The sequence below is a fragment of the Nocardia jinanensis genome (genome assembly GCF_014645735.1).
Taxonomy (GTDB): Bacteria; Actinomycetota; Actinomycetes; order Mycobacteriales; family Mycobacteriaceae; genus Nocardia; species Nocardia jinanensis.
Map to the genome: position 1 here is coordinate 1 of NZ_BMMH01000018.1, position 14,089 is coordinate 14,089.

Genomic DNA, 14,089 nt, shown 5'->3' on the forward strand with positions numbered 1-14,089 from the left:
TCACACCGCGATGCTGTTCGGGGACGCGAAGAAATCGGTCGGCGCGGTCACCGAGGAACTCAAAGCGCTGTAACCCGGCGACACTCTCGGCCCCGGTGCGGGCTCGGTCCGGACAACCGAGCCCGCACCGGGGCCGTGTCGCCTGTTACGGTCGGCCGATGGCGGATCTCGGTGTGAAACTGCTGCGGGCACGATGGTTCGTACGAGCGCCGATCTGGGCTTTCCGGGTTCGGCTGGGTTTCCTGTTCGGCGGGCGCCTGCTGCTGTTGGAGCACCGCGGCCGCACCTCCGGGCAGCCGCGGTACGTGGCATTGGAAACAGTGGACCGCCCGGACGCCGATACGGTGGTGATCGCTTCGGGATTCGGGGAGACCTCGCAGTGGTACCGGAATCTGCTGGCCGAACCGCGGTGCCGGGTCAGTATCGGTGCGCGCTACCAGGTGCCCGCGTCGGCCCGCACGCTGGACCCGGCGGCGGCGGAGGTGGTGCTGGACGCCTATCGGACCAGACATCCGAAGGCGTACCGGAAGCTGAGCGGGATCATCGAGGAAGCCACCGGTCGCGGTATCGATACTGTGCCGCTGGTCGAGTTGTCCCTGCGTTCCTGAGTCCGTCCGGCGCGCGCGGGCCACGGTTCGCGGAAAAGGGGTGGACGCCGCCATCGCGGTGGGCAGATCATGGTCGGCGATGCCCGAACGCAACGAACCCCTGCGCCTGATCGAATTCGACAGCACTGCCGCCGACCCTGCCGATGCTCTCCCGTGGTCGGCCGTTCTCGATTCCTATTCCACCCCGCGCGATCTGCTGGACATGCTGACGCTCAGCCTGTTCGGCCGTGGCGTGCAACCGTTCTACCGGAAGCGGCAACTGGAGCGGGTGCGGGCCGACGCGCCGCTGCGCCCGCCGGGTTCGGCGGTCGCGCGACAGGTGGTCGAGGCCGAGGCGCTGTCGATCCTCGTGTTCGGGGACGGCTGGGCACTGCGTGCCGATCGGTGGACGGATAAATCGGCCACGGTGGAAGTGACCGCGATCAGTGACGAACTGGCCGAACGTATAGTCGCGGAAGCGACTCGTGATGCCGAGGAGGCGGCGCCACCCGACCTGGCCTCGGTGAAGATGGGCTTCTGGCACCAGGGCGACCGCGGGGCCAACCGGCGGATTCTCACCGTCACCACACCGGAGTGGGCGGAGATCCGCGGGAACTACAGCAGAACCGTGACGAGTGCGCTGGACCGCCTGATGGCATTGCGCCCGGCCGATATCCGCGGTCGGCTGCTCTTGCTGCACGGTCCGCCGGGGACGGGCAAGACCACCGCGCTGCGGGCGCTCGCCAGATCATGGTCCGATTGGTGCCAGGCCGATTGTGTACTCGATCCCGAGATGCTGTTCGCCAAGCCCGGGTATCTGATGCGTGCGGCGATGGGAGCCGAGGGCGAGGACGAACAAGCCGACCGTTGGCGGCTACTGATCCTCGAGGATTGCGACGAGCTCATCCACGCGGAGGCGAAGACATCCTCGGGACAAGGTCTTTCCCGTTTGCTCAATCTCACCGACGGGATGCTCGGACAGAGCCGCGATGTGTTGGTGGCGATCAGCACCAACGAGGATCTGTCGCGGCTGCACCCCGCGGTCACCCGCCCCGGCCGCTGCCTGGCCCAGTTGGAGATCGGGAAGCTGTCGGCCGCCGAGGCGCGTACCTGGCTGGGCGATCACCCTGCCGCCGGGTCCGCCACGGAAGCGACTCTCGCGGAACTGGTCGCGCTCCGCGACGGCCGGGGAGATATCGCGGTCACGGCGGCCGCTCCCGATTCCGGTATGTACCTGTAGTTTCGCGAAATCGCTGTATCGCACGGTAGGAACGAGAGGAACCGGCCGGGGTGAGCCGCAATCCCCTGGAGAGAGCGCGAAACGCGAACTCTCTCCAGGGGGCGGTGCGGTTCACCCTCGGCCGGCAGGGCCTTCGGCCGGCCGATCAGATCTCGGGCGGCGCGACGTAGGTGAAGGCACCGGTCCCGGTGGCGCTGCCGCCGCTGGTGGTGACGACCACGTCGACCGCACCGGCGGCTCCCGCGGGCGTGACCACCGTGACCAATGTGTCGGATACGACGGTGAACGCCGCCGGCGCACCGCCGAAAGTAACCGACGCGGTGGTGGTCAGTGCCGTGCCGGGGATGGACACCGAGGTCCCACCGGCGGTCGGTCCGGCGGCAGGGGACGGTGTGCCGATTGTGGGCACGGCGACATAGGTGTAGGCGACACCGTTACTGGTGCCACCCGCGGTGGTGACCGTGATCTGCACCGTGCCGGTTCCGGCCGGCGCGACAGCGGTGATCTGGATGCCGGAGTTCACGGTGAAACTCGTTGCCGGGGTGGCGCCGAAGGTGACCGCGGTGGCTCCGCTGAGCCCGGCCCCGACGAGGGTCACCGTAGTGCCGCCCGCCACCGGCCCCGCGGTCGGACTGACGGAGATCAGCGCGGGGACCGCGATGTAGGTGTATATCAGACCGTTGCTGGTGCCTCCCGCAGTGGTGACGGTGACCAGTACGGTTCCCGTGCCGGCCGGGGCGGTGGCGGTGATCTGGGTGCCGGAGTTCACGGTGAAACTGGTGGCGGGGGTGGCGCCGAAGGAGACCGCGGTGGCTCCGGTGAGGTTGGTGCCGGTGAGGGTCACCGTGGTGCCGCCCGCCGCCGGTCCCGAACTCGGGCTGAGGGACGTCAGTGCCGGTGCCGCGACGTAGGTGTAGGACGCGCCGTTGCTGGTGCCACCGGGAGTGGTGACCGTGACCTGCACGGTTCCGGTGCCGGCCGGGGCGGTGGCGGTGATCTGGGTAGCGGAGTTCACGGTGAAACTCGTTGCCGGTGTGGCACCGAAGTTGACCGCGGTGGCTCCGGTGAGGTTGGTGCCGGTGAGGGTCACCGAGGTGCCGCCGGCGGTGGACCCTTGAGTGGGGCTGATGCTGGTCAGTGTCGGGACCGCGGCATAGGTGTAGGGCAGTCCGTTGCTGGTGCCTCCGGTGGTGGTGACGGTGACCTGTACCGTTCCGGTGCCGGGCGGGGCGATCGCGGTGATCTGGGTACTGGAGTCGGTTGTGAATGTGGTTGCCGTGGTGCCGAAACGCACTGCGGTGACAACACCGACGAATCCGGTGCCGGTGAGCGTGACGCTGTTGAGTCCGGCCGCGGGCCCCTGATTCGGGTTGACGGAGGTCAGCGTCGGGACCGCGACGTAGGTGTAGGACGCGCCGTTGCTGGTGCCACCGGGAGTGGTGACCGTGACCTGCACAGTGCCGGTTCCGGCCGGGGCGGTGGCGGTGATCTGGGTAGCGGAGTTCACGGTGAAAGCGGTGGCGGGGGTGGCGCCGAAGGAGACTGCGGTGGCTCCGGTGAGGTTGGTGCCGGTGAGGGTCACCGAGGTGCCGCCGGCGGTGGGCCCTTGAGTGGGGCTGATGCTGGTCAGTGTCGGGACCGCGACGTAGGTGTAGGACGCGCCGTTGCTGGTGCCACCCCCGGTGGTGACGGTGACCTGCACGGTTCCGGTGCCGGCCGGGGCGGTGGCGGTGATCTGGGTAGCGGAGTTCACGGTGAAAGCGGTGGCGGGGGTGGCGCCGAAGGAGACTGCGGTGGCTCCGGTGAGGTTGGTGCCGGTGAGGGTCACCGAGGTGCCGCCGGTCGTGGGTCCCTGGGTGGGGCTGATGCTGGTCAGTGTCGGGACCGCGGCATAGGTGTAGGGCAGTCCGTTGCTGGTGCCGGCCCCGGTGCTGACGGTGACCTGTACCGTTCCGGTGCCGGGCGGGGCGATCGCGGTGATCTGGGTACTGGAGTCGGTTGTGAATGTGGTTGCCGTGGTGCCGAAACGCACGGCCGTGACGATACCGACGAATCCGGTGCCGGTGAGCGTGACGTTGTTGAGTCCGGAAGTGGGGCCCGAAGTCGGCGCCAGGGAGGTCAGGGTGGGGGCCATGGAGTTTTGCTCCTTTCAGAGCGGGGCCGAAGAGCCCCCGTCCGGCCAGGAGCAGGGGCGGAATGATGTGCTCGGGGAAGCCGGTCCCGGGCAGAGCAGCAACGACTACCCTGCCCGGGATCGGCGGTACGGTCCGGGCCGTCGGCGGCCCGGATATCCGGTCAGATACCGGGTCCGGCGACGTAGGTGAACGCACCGACCGCGGTGGCGCTGCCGCCGCCGGTGGTGACCTCGATATCGACGGCGCCGACGGTTCCCGGCGGCGTGACCGCCACAAGAGTCGTGTCGGAGAGGGCGTTGAACGGCGCCAGGACACCGTCGAACGTGACCGACTCGGTGGTGGTCAGATCGGTGCCGGGGATAGTCACCGCGGTGCCGCCGGAGGCCGGACCGGAGGCAGGGCTCGGGGTACCGAGGGTGGGCGCGTCCACGTAGGTGTACGAAAGACCGTTGCTGGTCCCACCCGCGGTGGTGACGGTTACCCCGACCGGACCCTCTGCCGCGCCCGCAGGTACGACCACGGTCAGCACACCGTCGTTCACCACGGTCGGCGTCGCGGAATTGGCGCCGAAGGACACAGAAGTAGCTGTGGCCAGACCGGATCCGGTGAGCGTGACCGTATCGCCGCCGGCGGTGACCCCCGAGACGGGGGACAGGCCGGATTTGAACGGCGGGCCGATGTAGAAGAACGACAGTGGGTTGCTGGTCCCGCCCGGCGTGGTGACGGTGACCCCGACCGTGCCGGCCCCCGAGGGGGAGGTAGCCGTGACCGAGGTTGGCGTATTGGCTGTGATGGTGGCCGATTTGGTGCCGAAGCGTACGGCTGTGGCACCGCCGAGGTTCGTGCCGGTGATGGTGACGGAGGTACCGCCTGCGGTCGACCCCTGGTTCGGAGAGATGGGCATGACGCTGTCCTTCTGATAGATATGTTCGGTGGGCGCGACAAACCGAGACCGGACGGCCGATTCCGCCAGTCGAGTTGTCGCGCAGAAGTTGTGGTCTGATTCGCCCGTTGCCGGTTGTTCGGCTGTCGGCGGGCGCAGACGAGGACGCTGCCCTGGCCGGGCTCTCGTCCCGAACGTCACCGGGAAGTGCCGGCTCGGACGGTTTACACCACCCGAGTTCGATGGCTGCCACCACGAGAATGGTTTCGCCGATGGGATTGCCGGCGGCCGGTGGCGTGGTGCACCGTTGCCGGTGACGTAATTGCACTCCGTATAGGCGCGCCGCGTGTTTCGGCCGACCGCCTCTCGCAATTATGAGTGATCCATATTTCCCTTCGCATTAATGAGTCGGAAACAATCCACTCGCAAAGATACGTCTCCCGAACAACGAGTGCAACAGTGGATTTCGGTAGATCTGTCCAGGTCAAAGCGGCCGCGGAGGCTGGTGTGGATCGATTTATCGCCGATTCCGACGGAATTATCGCGAATTCCGACGGAATTATCGCGAATTCCGGCTACGTTTTCTCATGAATTCCGGGGATGTTTTCTCGCCAAGTTCGACGGAGGTGAAAAGGAGTACCGGTTCGTTTGTTTACGACGCTACCGGTCCGGGGCCTCCGGCTGCGCACGAGAGGTTTTCGCGACGAACAGATGGCGGGTGGTCGCCGGGCGGCAGATGAGCACGGCGCCTGCCACGGCGAGCCGGAACCCAGCGGGATCAGCGAGGAGTGTCGGTGGGTGCGCTCGGCCGGGAATGGGCCCGGCGATAGCTTCGGGATCCGGTCCGGACGATCGTGCCACCGAACGTGAGCCGGTCGATGATCGCGGCTCGCAGCCGAGGGTCGGGGAAGATCTCCGACCAGTTGGCGATATCGCGGTTGGACACGATCGCGACCGACTTCCTCTCTTCCCGTTCGGTCAGCACCTGGAACAGTAGTTCGGCACCGCGCCGGCCCAGCTCGGTGTAACCGAGCTCGTCTATACAGAGCAGATCGACGCCCCGGTAGCGGCCGATGGCCCGGGAGAGTCTTCGCCCGTCGGCGGCCTCTACCAGTTTGTTCACCATTCCGGCGGCCAAGGTGTACCTGACCCGGTAGCCGGCTCTCGCCGCTTCGGTACCCAGCGCGATCAGTAGATGGGACTTCCCGGTGCCGGAATCGCCGATCAGGCACAGCGGCAGACCGTTGCGGATCCAGTCGCATCCGGCGAGCGCATGGATCATCGCCGGATCGACGTTGGGATTGGCGCCGAAATCGAAGTCCTGCAGTGTTTTCCGGAGCGGGAACCCGGCTGCTCCGACCAGTCGTTCGGTTTGGCGGCGCGCGGTCGTCTGTTCTGTACGCAGCTGGGGTCTGCGTTCGCGGATGTAGGCGCTGACCCGCTGATACGACACGTCCGCCATGCCCTGCTCGGTCAGCAGACGCTGATAGATCCGGGTGGCCGTATGACGTTGCGTGGGAGGTCCGTCCAGGTCGGCGCGCAGTACATCGTCGATGAACGGCTTATAGGGGTCCAATTTCTGTGGCCGCGGCGGATACTCTTTACGCGGCTCGGGCAGCACCGACTCGGTCGCCCTGGCCACCGTGCGCCACCCGACGCCGTACTTGCGCTCGATGGCGCGTTTGGACAGGCCGGCCCGGAGGTCCTGCCGGATCGCGGCGTAGAGCTCGACTTTCGACATGTCCGACATCAGCACCCCTCCCCTCGCCCCCCACTTATTCCATATCTACATGATAGGCCCGTACTGTTACACCCTCCGTGGCCGCCGAATCGAAATCGACCGCACGGCCGTCGATTCCGGTGCGCAACCGCCGTCATAATTGATGAGCGTCGGCGGAGACGACCGGAGATTCCGACGGCCTCTCCCCACCCCACGGCGGCCGCGGCCGAGCGGCCGCGCCGGGGTATCGCACTTCCCGCACCGGGCGACCCGGACCTGTCACGGGCCCGGCACCGCGGCTATCGTTTGCCCAATGGATGCGTTGGCCGGGCTGCTGGAGGGCCCGAGGGCGCGTGGTGCCTTCCTGCTGCGGTCGTTGCTCAGCCCGCCGTGGTCGCTGCGCATCCAGGACGAATCCCCGCTCACCGTGGCGGCGGTGATCCGGGGGCACGCGTGGATCCTCACCGAGGACGGCGGCCGCCACCGGATCGGTGCCGGGGACGTGGCGGTTTTCCGGGGGCCGAGTCCGTACACCGTCGCCGACGACCCCGCCACCGAGCCGCAGATCCTGATCAATCCGGGCCAGGTCACCACCACGGTCGACGGTGAAGTGCTCTGCGAGACGATGAGCCTCGGTGTGCGGCAGTGGGGTAACGACCCTCAGGGGGAAACCGTGCTTGTCACGGGGTCCTACGAGCAGGCGGGCGCGGTGAGCCGGCGCCTGTTGCGCGCGCTGCCGCAGACGTTGCTGGTGCCGCGCGGACGTTCCGACGAGCGGGTGCTGAGCCTGCTGGTGGAAGAAACCGTCAAGGACCAGCCGGCGCAGAGCGCGGTGCTGGATCGGCTGCTGGATCTGCTGCTCATCGCGACGCTGCGCACCTGGTTCGCCGGGAACGAGGCTCCACCCTGGTACCACGCCTACGGCGATCCGCTGGTCGGCAAGGCGTTGCGGCTGTTACAGCACAACCCCGCGCACAGTTGGACCGTCGCCGATCTGGCCCGCGAAGTGGGAGTCTCCCGCGCGGCGCTGGCCAGGCGTTTCACCGAACTGGTCGGCCAACCACCGATGGCGTTCCTCACCGAATGGCGGTTGGATCTGGCCGCGGATCTGTTGCAGGGTAGCGAGGACACAGTGGAGACCATCGCCCGCCGGGTCGGGTACGGCAGCGCGTTCGCCCTGAGTACCGCGTTCAAACGTCAGTTCGGGGTGAGTCCCCGCGATCACCGACTGGGCGCCGTCGCGGTGCCCACGGCCGGCTGACCCCGGTATCGTCGGCCGGGTGACCCAGCAGTATCCGGTGCTCTGGCCGGTGCCCACCCGGTGGGCCGACAACGACCACTACGGCCACGTGAACAACGTGACCTACTACGCCTACTTCGATACGGCGGTCAACGCCTGGCTCATCGACGCGACCGGCACCGATATCCGGGAACTGCCCGCCATCGGGATCGTGGCGGAGACGTCCTGCCGCTTCCATGCCTCGCTGAGCTTCCCCGACCTGTTACGGGTGGGTCTGCGGATCGCCCGGCTGGGCCGGTCGAGCATCACCTACGACCTCGCGATCTACCGGGAGGCGGGCGACGAGCTGGAACTGGCGGCGACCGGCACGTTCGTTCACGTCTATGTGGATTCGGGAACTCGTAAGCCGGTGGAGATCCCCGAGGTGATCCGTAAGGCCGCTACGGCGCTGGTCACCGACACCACCGAGCAGTAGCGGCGAAGGCGGTCTGCGCCGAGCACTCGGGAAGCGTCCGGGTACCGGCCGCGCGGGGCCGATGGGTCGTCGAACGCTGCCGCGCCCACCTTTCAGCGGGCTCTCCCACCGGTCCTGCGCAGGGCGTACCGGCGCGGCTGAGGGCCGGTTTCCGCAGGGCCTCGAGGGGCTGCCGAATGTTCCGCACGTGGACTGGTGAATTCACCGATGAACAGGCGATAACCGTGTTACTGTCGTGCCGCTGGGCGGCTCGGAACAGGGGCGGGATCAGCGGGGCAGAGTGGCCGGGACACCCCTCGGTCGCACGGAAGGGCAGTACCTGTGCAGGTGATCGTCGATGGCGTTGCGGGCGAGGGATATCCGGCCCGGTGCGGTTCGCCGAGGCCGGTCGGGCACCTGCCGGGCGGCGGTAGGCGGACAGCTCGGCCCGCGCTTCCCAGGGCGGCAGCCGCCGGGGTTCCGGTACGCCGCAACGGGCGGAGCCCGTTGATGTGCCCGCGGCCTTCGCGCGTTCGCGGGCCGCGACGGCCGACGGTGTAGTTCGATAGAACGGAATAGCAGTATGGCAACGCGATTCGCTGTTTCCGGAGACTTCGGGAGTGAAACGACACGGTCGGCCGGTCGCTGGGCGGACCGGCCCGGACCGCGGCCGATGTGCAACCGTGCCACGGTCGTGGCGGCCACTGTGGCCGAAGCCGTGGACTCGCTGGGTGGTTGGATATTCGACCGGACGGCCGCCGGTTGCGAGACCCTCGTGCTCGTACCGGGTTCCGGGGATACCCGCGCTCTGGAGATCCTGGGAGCGACGGCGATCGACCTCGGCGATGCCTTGACCCATGCGGAATGGGCTACCGGCCTCGATGTACTCGCCGCCGCGGCGGATATGTATCTGGCCGATGCGCGGATCCGCGAGGCGTTCCGGGCACGCCGCGATCGCGCGGCGCAGCAGACCTATCTGTGGGGCCGGGGGCCCGCTGTCGAGTTCGGTGACGGATTCGCGCTGGTCAACACCTACCAGGTCAGCCTGGCGGGCCAGGCTTTCAAGCGAGCGGCACTGGATGCGGCCGGCGTCTCGCCCGGGCCGCATTCGGCGGCGGAGATGCTCTGGGCCGACCACGGGCATCGGTAGGCGCTCGCGTCGGCCGGAGCGGGAGTTCCGGGGTCCGGGCGGAACAGTCTCGCCATGGCGTCGTGTAGCGGGTTCTTCTGCCGCCGGTGCGCTACGGGGTGGTCCGGTCGGTGCCGGGGGCGGCCCGGCCGTCCTTGTTCGCACCCGGGTCGCTCGGCTCACCGATACCGGGACCGAACAGCGAGAACAGTGAGAAATCCAGTGTCGGTGTGCCCGATTGCGCGCCCGCGGCCGGTCGCTGTGTCGCCAGCCGGGTGTTGTCACTGGTCAACCGATGCATCACCCGTTCCAGTGAGGACAGGATCGTGGGCACGTCGGCTGTTCCGTCGACCAACCGGCCGACCATGGCATAGCACAGGTTGATCATGACCAGCGCGATATCGGTCACGTAGTCGCGATCCAGGCCCGCCAGCAGGTGGCCGGCGGCGGGGAGAACCGCTTCGAAGCCCTGACGATCCAGCCGGTGCCCGCCGGGGGTGGCGCGGGCACGGAAGAAGGCACGGGCCATCTGCGGACTCTGCTCCCAGGGCTGGAACACGCACCGGATGAGCCGCATCAACCCGTCGGCCAGTTCCTCTTGCGGGTGCTGTGTCAGTTCGACGTAGGAATGGGCGGCCATCCATGCTTCGACCGCTGCCAGAATCAGCTCGTCGCGGCTGCTGTGCAGGGCGTAGATCGTGGTGAGCGATACCCGGGCCCGTTTCGCGACGGTGCGTAACTGCACCGCGTCGTAGCCGTCGGATTCGATGATCTCGACCACGGAGTCGAGGATCCTCGCCGCCGCGTCCACCTCACCGGACCCATTCACCGGGTTATGGTAACCCGGCATTTCGGTCGGACCCGTGTGTATCCCTCGCGCACACCGGCCCAGCCGGAACCGGGCCCGGAGTCCGGCCCGTATGCGGCGTCGCCGGGGCCCGAGTGTTCGAACTCGTTGCGTGACATCGTCACCGGCCCCGCACGCTACGCACCGTCACTGCTGGGAGCCGGGGTTCTCCAGTGTGTTCTGGAAGCGGCGCATACCGCGGATCCAGCGGTCGTAGTCCGAACCCTTGTGCTGGTACATCGTCAGCACTTCCGGATGCGGGAGGATCAGGAACTGCCCGGCCGCGACTCCGGCGAGCACGGTATCGGCGACCTCTTCCGGGGTGAGTACAGCGCCCGCGGACTTCACGGCGTTGATCGCCAGCCGGCCGGCTTCCACATTGTCCGGCGGGATCATGCCCTCGCGCAGTAGCGCGGTGTCCACGCCCATGGGGCATACACAGCTGACCTGTATTCCTTTGTCGCCGTAGGTGATCGACAACCATTCCGCGAAGCCGACCGCAGCGTGTTTGGAGACCGAGTACGGCGCCGACCCGAGTTGTGTGAGCAGTCCGGCCGCCGATGCGGTGCTCACGAAATGACCGCCGCCGCGGGTCAGCCAGCCCGGGACGAGCAGCCGGGCGGCGCGGATATGCGCCATGGTGTTGACCTCCAGTGCCGCCGCCCACTGTGCGTCGGTGCTGTCGAGTCCGGCGCCACCGCCGATACCGGCATTGGCGAAGTACAGGTCGACGGGACCGAAGGCGGATTCCGCGGTATCGATCAGCCGCTGGATCACCGCGGGGTCGGCGGCGTCGCCGGCGGCGGATACCGCGGCCGCACCTATCTCCTCGGCCACGCGTTCCGCGCCGGCCGGATCCAGATCGGCCACGACGACCTTCGCGCCGTGGTCGGCCAGTCGCCGCGCCAGCGCCGCGCCGATACCGGATCCGCCACCGGTGACGACGGCGGTCCGGCCCGAGAAGGTGTCCGATACTGTGCCTGAGAGCTCCATGCCGGCACCTTAGCCGGTCTATGCGACATTTACCCAGATATGTCGCTTAATCGTCCTGTTCGCCGTGGGGCGCCCGGGTCGTCGGCCGGGACAGCTCGGCGAGCCGGCGCAGCAGCGGGGCGGTACGTGGGCCCACCGATTCCTGCATCACCAGGGCCATATTCGTGCGGACCACCCCGGGGATCTTCAGGATCTGCCCGGTGATCCGGTAGAGATCGTCGGCGTCGCGGGCCACCACCCGCACGGTGAGGTCGGTGGGGCCGGTCATCCCGCACACCTCGGTCACCTCCGGGATCTCCGCCAGTTCGTCGACCACCGCCTCGAGCCGGTGCTGGTCCACGACCACTGCCACGAAGGCCGACAGGCGGTAGCCCAGGGCGCGGAGTTCGACCCTGCGCTCGAAACTTCCCAGCACCCCGGTGGCCTCCCAGCGGGTGAGCCGCGCCTGCACAGTATTGCGCGACAGCCCGAGCCGGGCGGCCAGTTCGACACCGGTGGCCCGGGGGTTGGCGATGAGTTCCAGTAGTAGTCGCGCATCGGTGGCGTCCACTACCGCTTCGGTGGTCTCAGGACTGGTCATATGACGCAGTATGACAGCGGGTACCGGTCCGTAACCGTGCATTCTGCTCAGTTTCCGGATCGGGACTTGCGCAGATCGCTTAAGGGTGGATGCTATGTGTTACAGGCCACATCAGCGCGTGACCCGCGTGAGGAGGCGAGGCCGATGCCCGGCACAACCGAGTATCCGGTGCAGTTGATCCAGCCCGACGGCGCTCGGGTGCACCATCCCGAATATCAGGCCCTGGTCGCCGATATCGGTCCCGGCGAACTACGGCAGCTCTACGAGGACCTGGTGATCACCCGGCGTATCGATACCGAGGCGGTAGCGCTGGCCCGGCAGGGACAACTCGGGCTGTGGGCGCCGTGCCAGGGGCAGGAAGCCGCCCAGGTGGGTTCGGCCCACGCGCTGCGTCCCGACGATTACGTGTTCGGCAGCTACCGGGAGAGCGCCGTCGCCTACTGCCGAGGGGTGCGGCCCAGTGCCCTGACGGCCATGTGGCGGGGAGTAACGCATTCCGCGGGGGATCCGGCGGCGGTCAATATGGCCAACCCGGCGATCGTGGTCGGCGCCCAGGGACTGCACGCCACGGGTTATGCCTACGCCGCCCACCTCGACGGCGCCGAAATCGCGACCGTCGCCTATTTCGGCGACGGAGCCACCAGCCAGGGTGATGTCGCCGAGGCACTGACCTTCGCCGCGAGCTGGAGCGCGCCCGTGGTGTTCTTCTGCCAGAACAATCACTGGGCGATCAGCGAACCGGTCCAGTTGCAGAGCGCCACCCCGATCGCCCGGCGCGCGCTCGGATACGGGATCCCCGCGATACGGGTGGACGGCAACGATGTGCTGGCCGTGCTAGCCGTCACCAGGCAGGCCGTCGCGCGGGCCCGCGGCGGTGGCGGGCCCTCGTTCATCGAGGCCATCACCTACCGGATGGGACCCCATACGACCGCCGACGATCCCGGCCGCTACCGCACCGCCGCCGAAACCGAGGAGTGGGCGCGACGGGACCCGATCCTGCGGATGCGGCTGCTACTGGAAGCCGAAGGTCTGCTCGACGCCGAGTTCCGGCGGCGGGTGGACGAACGCGCCGACGAGGTGGCGCACCTGATGCGCACCGAAACCATCACCATGGCCGACCCCGAGCCGTCGGAACTGTTCGACCACGTCTACGCGACTCCGCACCGGGGCCTGGACGAACAGCGCGCCGACTACTCCGCGTACCTGGCCGCCGATCCGGCCGCTGCGCTCGTCACCATCGCGCCCACCCCGCGCGAGGAAGGAGTCCGCTCATGATCACCACCTTCGCCGCGGCGCTCAACGCCGGGCTGCGCACCGCGCTCGAGGATGATCCGAAAGTGGTGCTGATGGGCGAGGACATCGGCCGGCTCGGCGGCGTCTTCCGGGTCACCGACGCGCTGCAGAAGGATTTCGGCGACCGGCGCGTGATCGATACGCCGCTGGCCGAATCGGGCATCATCGGCACGGCGTTCGGGATGGCGCTGCGCGGCTACCGCCCGGTGTGCGAGATCCAGTTCGACGGTTTCGTCTATCCGGCGTTCGACCAGATCGTCTCCCAGGTCGCCAAGATCCACAATCGGACCCGGGGCGCGGTCCGGGCACCGCTGACCATTCGCATACCGTTCGGCGGCGGTATCGGATCGGTGGAGCACCACTCCGAATCGCCCGAGGCGTATTTCGCGCATACGGCCGGCCTGCGGGTGGTGTCGCCCAGCAACCCGGCCGATGCCTTCACCATGATCCGCCAGGCCATCGCGCTGGACGATCCGGTGATCTTCTTCGAACCCAAACGCCGGTACTGGGACAAGGCGGAATTCGATCCGAGCGCCGCACCGGAACTGCCGCTGGACCGGGCCCGGGTGTGCGTGCGCGGTACCGACGCCACCGTGGTCGCCTACGGGGGCACCGTCGCCACCGCACTGGCCGCCGCGAAGATGGGCGCCGAGGAAGGGATCTCGCTCGAAGTCGTGGATCTCCGGAGTCTGGCCCCGCTGGACGTGGATACCGTCGCGGAATCGGTGGACCGGACCGGCCGGCTGATCGTGGTGCACGAAGCGCAGCGCACCGGCGGTATCGGTGCCGAGCTCACCGCCCGGATCACCGAACGGTGTTTCTACCGTCTCGAGGCGCCGGTGCTGCGGGTCGCCGGGTTCGATATCCCCTACCCTCCGGCTAAGCTCGAGAAGCATCATCTGCCCGACCCGGACCGGATCCTGGAGGCGGTCGATCGAACGCTTGCCGCCTGAAGGTGTGATCCCACCCTGACGCCAGCCGGAGGTGC

At 68.1% G+C, this 14,089-nt stretch carries 13 protein-coding genes; 7 read left to right on the plus strand and 6 right to left on the minus strand.

Features of this window, described 5'->3' with window-relative positions; genetic code table 11:
* Positions 1 to 158 precede the first annotated feature (158 nt).
* Together IEY68_RS28630 and IEY68_RS28635 are read left to right on the plus strand one after the other, a co-directional pair.
* Positions 159 to 608, plus strand: coding sequence for a nitroreductase family deazaflavin-dependent oxidoreductase (locus IEY68_RS28630; RefSeq protein ID WP_058854540.1), 450 nt, complete (start codon positions 159 to 161; stop codon positions 606 to 608).
* Between the two features lie 40 nt (positions 609 to 648).
* Positions 649 to 1,827 carry a DUF5925 domain-containing protein gene (locus IEY68_RS28635; protein WP_229719093.1) on the plus strand — a complete coding sequence of 393 codons (1,179 nt, stop codon included), beginning with the start codon at positions 649 to 651 and terminating at the stop codon, positions 1,825 to 1,827.
* Between the two features lie 145 nt (positions 1,828 to 1,972).
* On the opposite strand, the gene IEY68_RS28640 is transcribed toward IEY68_RS28635, so the two are convergent.
* The 3 genes from IEY68_RS28640 to istB form a co-directional block, all read right to left on the minus strand.
* Positions 1,973 to 3,961 (minus strand): beta strand repeat-containing protein, encoded by a 1,989-nt coding sequence (locus IEY68_RS28640; RefSeq protein ID WP_189094540.1) that lies wholly within the window; start codon positions 3,959 to 3,961, stop codon positions 1,973 to 1,975.
* Between the two features lie 161 nt (positions 3,962 to 4,122).
* A complete protein-coding gene (locus IEY68_RS28645) occupies positions 4,123 to 4,866 on the minus strand; it encodes an IPT/TIG domain-containing protein (protein ID WP_058853898.1) in 744 nt (247 codons plus the stop codon).
* A 757-nt stretch (positions 4,867 to 5,623) separates the two neighbouring features.
* Entirely contained in the window at positions 5,624 to 6,595 is a 972-nt protein-coding gene (gene istB / locus IEY68_RS36980; protein WP_308434997.1) for an IS21-like element helper ATPase IstB, read from the minus strand.
* Positions 6,596 to 6,878: 283 nt separating this feature from the next.
* On the opposite strand from istB, the gene IEY68_RS28655 reads away from it, so the two are divergent.
* The 3 genes from IEY68_RS28655 (at position 6,879) to IEY68_RS28665 (ending at position 9,409) form a co-directional block, all read left to right on the plus strand.
* Positions 6,879 to 7,826, plus strand: a complete 948-nt coding sequence (locus IEY68_RS28655; RefSeq protein WP_058853897.1) for an AraC family transcriptional regulator — start codon at positions 6,879 to 6,881, stop codon at positions 7,824 to 7,826.
* 19 nt (positions 7,827 to 7,845) lie between these two features.
* Positions 7,846 to 8,280: an acyl-CoA thioesterase gene (locus IEY68_RS28660; protein WP_229719094.1), complete on the plus strand. Its 435-nt coding sequence runs from the start codon at positions 7,846 to 7,848 to the stop codon at positions 8,278 to 8,280.
* A gap of 562 nt (positions 8,281 to 8,842) precedes the next feature.
* On the plus strand, positions 8,843 to 9,409 hold the full coding sequence (locus tag IEY68_RS28665; RefSeq protein ID WP_058853896.1) for a hypothetical protein: 567 nt from the start codon (positions 8,843 to 8,845) through the stop codon (positions 9,407 to 9,409).
* 91 nt (positions 9,410 to 9,500) lie between these two features.
* On the opposite strand, the gene IEY68_RS28670 is transcribed toward IEY68_RS28665, so the two are convergent.
* The 3 genes from IEY68_RS28670 to IEY68_RS28680 form a co-directional block, all read right to left on the minus strand.
* On the minus strand, positions 9,501 to 10,217 hold the full coding sequence (locus tag IEY68_RS28670) for a TetR/AcrR family transcriptional regulator (RefSeq protein WP_229719095.1): 717 nt from the start codon (positions 10,215 to 10,217) through the stop codon (positions 9,501 to 9,503).
* A 165-nt stretch (positions 10,218 to 10,382) separates the two neighbouring features.
* On the minus strand, positions 10,383 to 11,228 hold the full coding sequence (locus IEY68_RS28675; protein WP_058853895.1) for an SDR family oxidoreductase: 846 nt from the start codon (positions 11,226 to 11,228) through the stop codon (positions 10,383 to 10,385).
* Between the two features lie 46 nt (positions 11,229 to 11,274).
* A complete protein-coding gene (locus IEY68_RS28680) occupies positions 11,275 to 11,808 on the minus strand; it encodes an Lrp/AsnC family transcriptional regulator (RefSeq protein ID WP_058853902.1) in 534 nt (177 codons plus the stop codon).
* 144 nt (positions 11,809 to 11,952) lie between these two features.
* Here IEY68_RS28680 and pdhA point away from each other — a divergent pair, with 144 nt between their 5' ends.
* Together pdhA and IEY68_RS28690 are read left to right on the plus strand one after the other, a co-directional pair.
* A complete protein-coding gene (pdhA, locus tag IEY68_RS28685) occupies positions 11,953 to 13,083 on the plus strand; it encodes a pyruvate dehydrogenase (acetyl-transferring) E1 component subunit alpha (RefSeq protein WP_058853894.1) in 1,131 nt (376 codons plus the stop codon).
* Complete coding sequence (locus tag IEY68_RS28690) at positions 13,080 to 14,054, plus strand: alpha-ketoacid dehydrogenase subunit beta (protein ID WP_058853893.1); 975 nt, start codon at positions 13,080 to 13,082, stop codon at positions 14,052 to 14,054. Before pdhA ends, IEY68_RS28690 begins: the two co-directional genes overlap by 4 nt.
* Positions 14,055 to 14,089 lie beyond the last annotated feature (35 nt).